A 6,006-nucleotide genomic window follows, 5' to 3' on the forward strand; every position below is an offset into this window, starting at 1 on the left:
GACAATTTGTGCCTGCTCTTCTTTAAATGCCTTACGTTCCCATAGAGAAAGTCCACATACAATAATTAAAAGGAATAGCTCAATTCTAAAGAACGGATTAAACTCAATTTGATCCTTTAAGAATTTAAACGGGTGTGTAACCAATGCCTGAAACCAAACATCAAAACTTGGTAGAGAAAACAAGAAGATGAATACAGTTAATATTATCAAGAATATTTTAATAATATTTTTTAAGATACTTGGCATCACTGCAGCGCTAGGAAGTGCAACAACTTCCCCTGAACGTTCTTGAATCGCTGCAATTAGCAATTCTTTTAGTCGCACCAGCTGACTTTCTTCCATCCGTTTTTTCTTATTCATAGATCCCCCTAATTCCAGATGCGTTTATATAATTCTTTTAACTCCCGAGCTTCTTCCGTTAAATCTTTATCTTCAATATATTTTCGTACACGTAGTTCTTCGTAAATCAGTTGATTTATCTGAATTACTTCATCAGAATATGTCTTTTTTTGAATGAAACGAAAAACAAAGAATAAAATAATAGGAAGCACCCAGAAGATTAGCACGAGCGGCCATGCCATAAGGTTGATGTAAACAAGATCCATTGCCCCATCGATATTTCCTAACAATAAACTCACTACAAAAGCTAGTGCTACTAGCGGAAATAATGTGCAACAAAGTATGACAATCATTGCCCACTCTCCAATATGGAAAAGTCTTCTTAACTCTCCATTTGCAGTAGGTAACGATTGGGGACTACCATTCTCCATAGAGACTTTCTCTAGTAGGTTCCTTAATCGCGTAATTTCTTCTTCACTCAGCCGTTTTTTCACACTATTTCCTCCTACACCCCAAGATTCTTCTCATAATCCTCAATAATGAACTCCGCGTCTTCGATGTCAGTCGTCATGTCTGTGCGGTTCGTTACTTTTAATTTTTTCTCTAACACTTTTAATATAGTAAAAAGTTACCAAAGTTCTTTATTTAAGGTGGAGCCGTAATGTTTTGACGTCGTACCTCCGAAGCGTACATTATGTACTTTCCTCATCAAATAATTCTATCATCTATTGGTAACGAGAATTGCTTATATTGTACCATAAACGTACGGAAAATGAATATGACTAGATAGTTAAAAACCTTTGTAAATAAAGCTTGAGTCCATCTTCGAACATTCAAATGTATTAAAGATTCATCGATATGGTATGATAAAAGAAACAGGAATATCCTAAAAATAAGAGGCGCGTTATGAAAGAAAATGAAGTTATTTTAAAAAGGCAATCTACTCGAATATTTTTCAAAAATGGGGATACGGATTTTTTCTTTAATTGGTTGTTAGGTATAGGAGAAGTTTTTGGTTTTTCTCACGGAGAACTTTATTATCTTGCCCAAGGGTTGGGCAAATCACCAAAACCAGATAACTGGAAAAATATTTTTTTATCGCATGAAAACTATCTTGAACAAAAAGTAAGTCATTCGGGTTTGAGTGAGCAAACAAAGGCACAATATTATCTAGCACAGACCTATTCCCTTCGCTCAGCAGTTCAGTTTATCAATCCTTTTTCTGACGAATATTTGCCTACCGTTCATAAAATGGAGACGGCGTTTTCTAACGCCATTCAATCACTAGGAGCCCCAGTCGAAGAATTATCGATTCATTATCAAGATTCCTATTTGCCGGGCTATTATCTTCACAGTGGTAATCATTGTCCAACATTGATTATGGTTGGTGGCGGCGATACCTATCGCGAAGATTTATTTTACTTTGCTGGCTATCCAGGCTGGATGCGAAATTACAATGTTTTAATGGTTGATCTACCTGGTCAAGGATCCAACCCTGGCAGAGGTTTAACTTTTGATGTAAATGCCTCTATTCCAATTTCAAAGTGCATAGACTGGTTAGAAGTGAGAAATCCTCAGCTGAATCATCTAGCCATTTATGGAGTTAGCGGAGGGGGATATTTTACCGCACAAGCTGTCGAAGAAGATACAAGAATACATGCATGGATTGCAAGCACTCCTATTTATGACGTTTCGGAAATCTTTAGAAAAGAATTTGGGGCCAGCCTAAAAACTCCAAGTTGGTTAATGAATATCCTTTTAAAGTTAGCTGGTACTTTGAATGAGTCTGCGGATTTAAATCTTAAAAAATATGCTTGGCAGTTTGGTACTTCTGATTTTAAGAGTGCTATTAATGAAGTGTTTAACCGTGCAAAGGTTGTGGACTATCAAAAAATTCAGTGTCCTTGCCTATTTATCATGGGAGAGGGTGAAGGCCCGAATTACAACACCAAACCAGAGTGATTTTTGAAGCACTTAAGTCTAAAAATTCGCAAACTAAACTTCAAATTTTTGAAGCGGAAAGTGGTGCGGATGCTCATTGCCAAGTCAACAATTTGAGACTCGCTCATAATGTCGTTTTTGATTGGTTGGACACTTTATTTGAATGGAATCAGAAGGGATAGATTAGATTTATAATCCTGATTATAGTCCTCTTAACAATCATGTTTGAGCAGCTGTAACATCATTTTGATTGAGTAGTTATGCCATTTGATTCATCTTAGGCTAAGCAGATAAACAGAAAACTAAAGCCTTTTGTTTATTTTTGCATACTTCCGTTCATAGGAATTACCTTTTATAGTTTCGTCGCAAAAATCGGCTTTCTTGTAAGTGCACGTAGCACCACAAGAATGCCGATTTTATTTATCTTTCTATGTTTAGACCTCTATGATTCCTAACTCTAACTCTGGGGCTTGCATTTTCATTGCCTTCAATCTGATGGTTTGTTGAAGATATTTTTCAATTACATTCAACTACTCTTCACCCAAGCATATAAACAAACTCCCTTTACAAATCCATCATATCAATGAATTTCATACCTTCATAAACTGTTGTTTTCATAGTTTTCGATAATGAACTCTGCGTCTTCGATATCAGTCGCCATATCCGTGCGGTTGGTTTCTTTTAAAATCGCCAGACTCTTCTGGATCAGTACAATGAGTCCACTGATTTCTTTTTCATAAAATTTTTGTTTTAAAAAAAGGAGCAAGCACCAGAGGAAGAACAGCGGAACAGCAAAATACAAGACTAAGAGCGAGATGGACGCAAATCCCGGCTCCTGTGCCACACGAGCGACAAGGGCCATTGTTGGGGCTTTGAAAAGTTCGGTCTTGATAAAGAAATAGCCAAAAAATCCCATAATAAATCCAATTACCGCCAGTCTTTGTTCTGCACGCTTTGGTTTTGCCTGTTTGAGGTCTGCTTCTTGCGTCAACGTGTCGGTCAAATAGCGAAACTGCGCTAACTGTTGATTGGTAATTCGATTATGAAACGAAAATTTCATGGTCTTCTCCTCCTAGAACAATTCCTTTTTGTGCTAAATTCTCCACACATTCTTTGTAATACGCATCATCATGCTCTTTGTATAACGGACGCTTCCACTCACACGTCACAACTTCGGTATACGGTGGACACACTTTACCCCGGTACGACGCCTCTTTCCATAGAGGAGTCACATTATACCCACGGTGCTCCATTTCATCCATAATCAACGTATGGTACTGATAAAGCACATACGGGCTATAAGTAAACACATAGTCCACCGTTGCGTGCTTCTTGCCCCATCCATTTCCTCTAAGGGCACAACATTCACGGTGTTGCCCCAAGAGTTGCGGACGCGGAAGCTTTCCAATCAAGTCTTCATGCCATAATCTCATCACATTTCCTCCTAAAATCCAAATCGGTCCTTATAGTCCGCCAACAGCACTTCTACATCTTCAATATCCTCTGCCAGTTCTGTGCGCCCCTCTTCTTTTAAGCGAGCGACCACCTGCTGGGCAAAAGTCACTAAGTTTTTTAATTCTTGTTTTAAATCCTTTTGAATCCATAATATATCTAAAAATAAGACCAAATTGACACTAATCAAAATAAAGAAAACGGGAATTCCGATAGAAAACCAACCAAACTGTTCCAACAATGTCTGAAACGGAGCCCAAGTAAACGAACTCCGATAGAAAATGATGGCAAGTGCCAGCACGATAACCGTTGGCACAACAGGATTCCGTTCGATTTTTTCCGGAACCTCCTCTGTCATCTCTGCTTTTTCAGCTAAAAACTCAACGATTTCACGAAAACGACTGACCATCTTCTTCGACAGAAAACTTCTAAACAACTGATTCACTGCCTTCCCCTTCCTGGAACATGCCTTTTTACTTTATTTCCCAATTATACCATCTCCGCCCCCACTTCGCCTACACCCTCGCGAATGTATAAGATACCCCCAAAATTAATCTGTCCTATTTTTCATTCTATAGCCCCATTATTCACAAAATAAAAACCAGTAAATCCGGTTGATTTACTGGCTTTTGATACAAAAACTATTTTCCTCTATACTTTTGTTTTCGTTTTTCTTGTTTCAATTGAAACTTTCTCTTTTTCTCTAATTCTCTTTGTTACTTGCTTTCAACTCTTCTTTCCAGTTTCATTTCTTCTCTTTGTTGCTGCAGAGCCATTTGAGATTTTGAACAAATACATTCCATCCTTTGAAGAAAGTATTCCTTTTGCTTTTGTAAAATGCACTTTACTACCCCAATTATTTTGACTTACAGTTTTTCTGATGAGCCTTTAGCTTTTTCATTGCCCAATCATAATGACTTGCAGTCGCACTCACAAAATAGGAACCCAGCGTACTCCCTCCAACCCATTTATATACACCTTTTGAAAAAAGTTCTTCGTTTGTAAAGGTTTCAGCCAACTGTAAAACATCGCTATGGGATTTATGAAACATTTTAGTTGCATTTTCAAGAGAAGTATTTTGATGTTTTTTCCAAAACTCCACATTCATATCACCATAAGTTTTCCAGTTATATGGTTCAGGCAAAAATGGTTTTTCTTCGCCCTTTTGATTGGAATGTACCCAATCCAAAATAAGCTGATGCCATTCATAGAGATGGATTAAAACATCTCTTAGATTTTTATCTCTTTTCCAATGGGCTTCTTTTTTCTTTTCCTCTTTTGAAAAATCAAATGGTGTATTTAACTCTTTCTCAGTCATCTTTGAAATAAGGAAATCTAACTTTTCATAGTTTTCTTTAGCAGCAATCATTAAATCATTTTTTGTCGTTGGTCTTGGCATAACAAATTCCTCCTATTTCACTGAATATCTTAATATAGTTTTTTGTTTTTCTTCTGATGTCCTGTTTTTATTACTTAGGTATATTTCTTTATGAAAATGGCCTATTCTTGTAAGATCAAGTTTTCTTGCAAATTCATCCATCTGTTCAAATGATTTTGGCTCATTATCATAACTTCCAATATGTAAAATCTGAATAGATTTACCCTCTTCTATTTTTCTAAAGCTTATCTCATCATACAATGCATCAGGCTTTTTCTTTTTTATATTCTCAAGCGCCTTTGTGAATATCTCTTGTGTAATAAAATCAGGTTGTTTAATCATCAATGTGTATTCCAGTTTGTTTTTATCAAACTCTTCTCCATTTACTTTTTTCCAAAATCCCTCTAACGGATATACCGTAAAATCTGTAATCTCGTTATCAGTTTTATTTTTCATTACATTTTTAAACAATATTTTAATGGCATAGGCAAGAGAATATAATGCGGATATTCTGTCTGAGAAATCTACTCCATTCGGATTTCCTTTACCTTTTACCAAAATAAATTTTTGCTTTGGCACTTCTACAATGATAGGTCTCTGCTTCACACCATAAAGATTCTTTTCTTGTTTTCTCCATTCATATTTCATTATCCAATCCTCCCTTTGCATCTTGGTTAATTAAATTATACAGGAGGATACTTGACACCATTTGTCAAGTTATATATTTTTTTGCCATTTTATTTATCATTTCTTTAATCTGCATTCGTATCTCTCTTGGCTCTAATACTTCTGCTCCATCTCCGAAAGAAAAAATATAGTTGAATAGGTTATAGTCATTTGGTATTTCTATTTCAGCATATAAATTCTCATCATCTTCTGTGATTGCTCCATTTAAC

The 6,006-nt window shown here is 36.2% G+C and carries 8 protein-coding genes and 1 pseudogene; 1 reads left to right on the forward strand and 8 read right to left on the reverse strand.

All coding sequences use genetic code 11. The features are described 5' to 3' along the window. A partial coding sequence (locus Q0594_RS05355; protein ID WP_298730275.1) for a hypothetical protein occupies positions 1-360 on the reverse strand: 360 nt, incomplete at its 3' end. A gap of 8 nt (positions 361-368) precedes the next feature. Next, complete coding sequence (locus tag Q0594_RS05360) at positions 369-833, reverse strand: hypothetical protein (RefSeq protein WP_298730277.1); 465 nt, start codon at positions 831-833, stop codon at positions 369-371. A 412-nt stretch (positions 834-1,245) separates the two neighbouring features. On the opposite strand from Q0594_RS05360, the pseudogene Q0594_RS05365 reads away from it, so the two are divergent. Beyond that, positions 1,246-2,462: pseudogene (locus Q0594_RS05365) on the forward strand (dipeptidyl aminopeptidase). A gap of 416 nt (positions 2,463-2,878) precedes the next feature. Here the strand turns inward: Q0594_RS05365 and Q0594_RS05370 are convergent. From Q0594_RS05370 to Q0594_RS05395, 6 genes are all read right to left on the reverse strand, one after another. Beyond that, on the reverse strand, positions 2,879-3,340 hold the full coding sequence (locus tag Q0594_RS05370; protein ID WP_298730280.1) for a hypothetical protein: 462 nt from the start codon (positions 3,338-3,340) through the stop codon (positions 2,879-2,881). Then, on the reverse strand, positions 3,321-3,713 hold the full coding sequence (locus Q0594_RS05375; RefSeq protein WP_298730282.1) for a TIGR02328 family protein: 393 nt from the start codon (positions 3,711-3,713) through the stop codon (positions 3,321-3,323). The genes Q0594_RS05370 and Q0594_RS05375 overlap by 20 nt, the downstream gene beginning before the upstream one ends. A gap of 11 nt (positions 3,714-3,724) precedes the next feature. Beyond that, on the reverse strand, positions 3,725-4,177 hold the full coding sequence (locus Q0594_RS05380; protein WP_298730284.1) for a hypothetical protein: 453 nt from the start codon (positions 4,175-4,177) through the stop codon (positions 3,725-3,727). Positions 4,178-4,588: 411 nt separating this feature from the next. Further along, on the reverse strand, positions 4,589-5,131 hold the full coding sequence (locus tag Q0594_RS05385) for a ClbS/DfsB family four-helix bundle protein (RefSeq protein ID WP_298730286.1): 543 nt from the start codon (positions 5,129-5,131) through the stop codon (positions 4,589-4,591). A 12-nt stretch (positions 5,132-5,143) separates the two neighbouring features. Further along, positions 5,144-5,758 carry a GyrI-like domain-containing protein gene (locus Q0594_RS05390; protein WP_298730288.1) on the reverse strand — a complete coding sequence of 205 codons (615 nt, stop codon included), beginning with the start codon at positions 5,756-5,758 and terminating at the stop codon, positions 5,144-5,146. Between the two features lie 64 nt (positions 5,759-5,822). Further along, a partial coding sequence (locus Q0594_RS05395; protein WP_298730290.1) for a WYL domain-containing protein occupies positions 5,823-6,006 on the reverse strand: 184 nt, incomplete at its 5' end.

This window comes from uncultured Granulicatella sp. (assembly GCF_938030755.1).
Lineage (GTDB): Bacteria > Bacillota > Bacilli > Lactobacillales > Aerococcaceae > Granulicatella.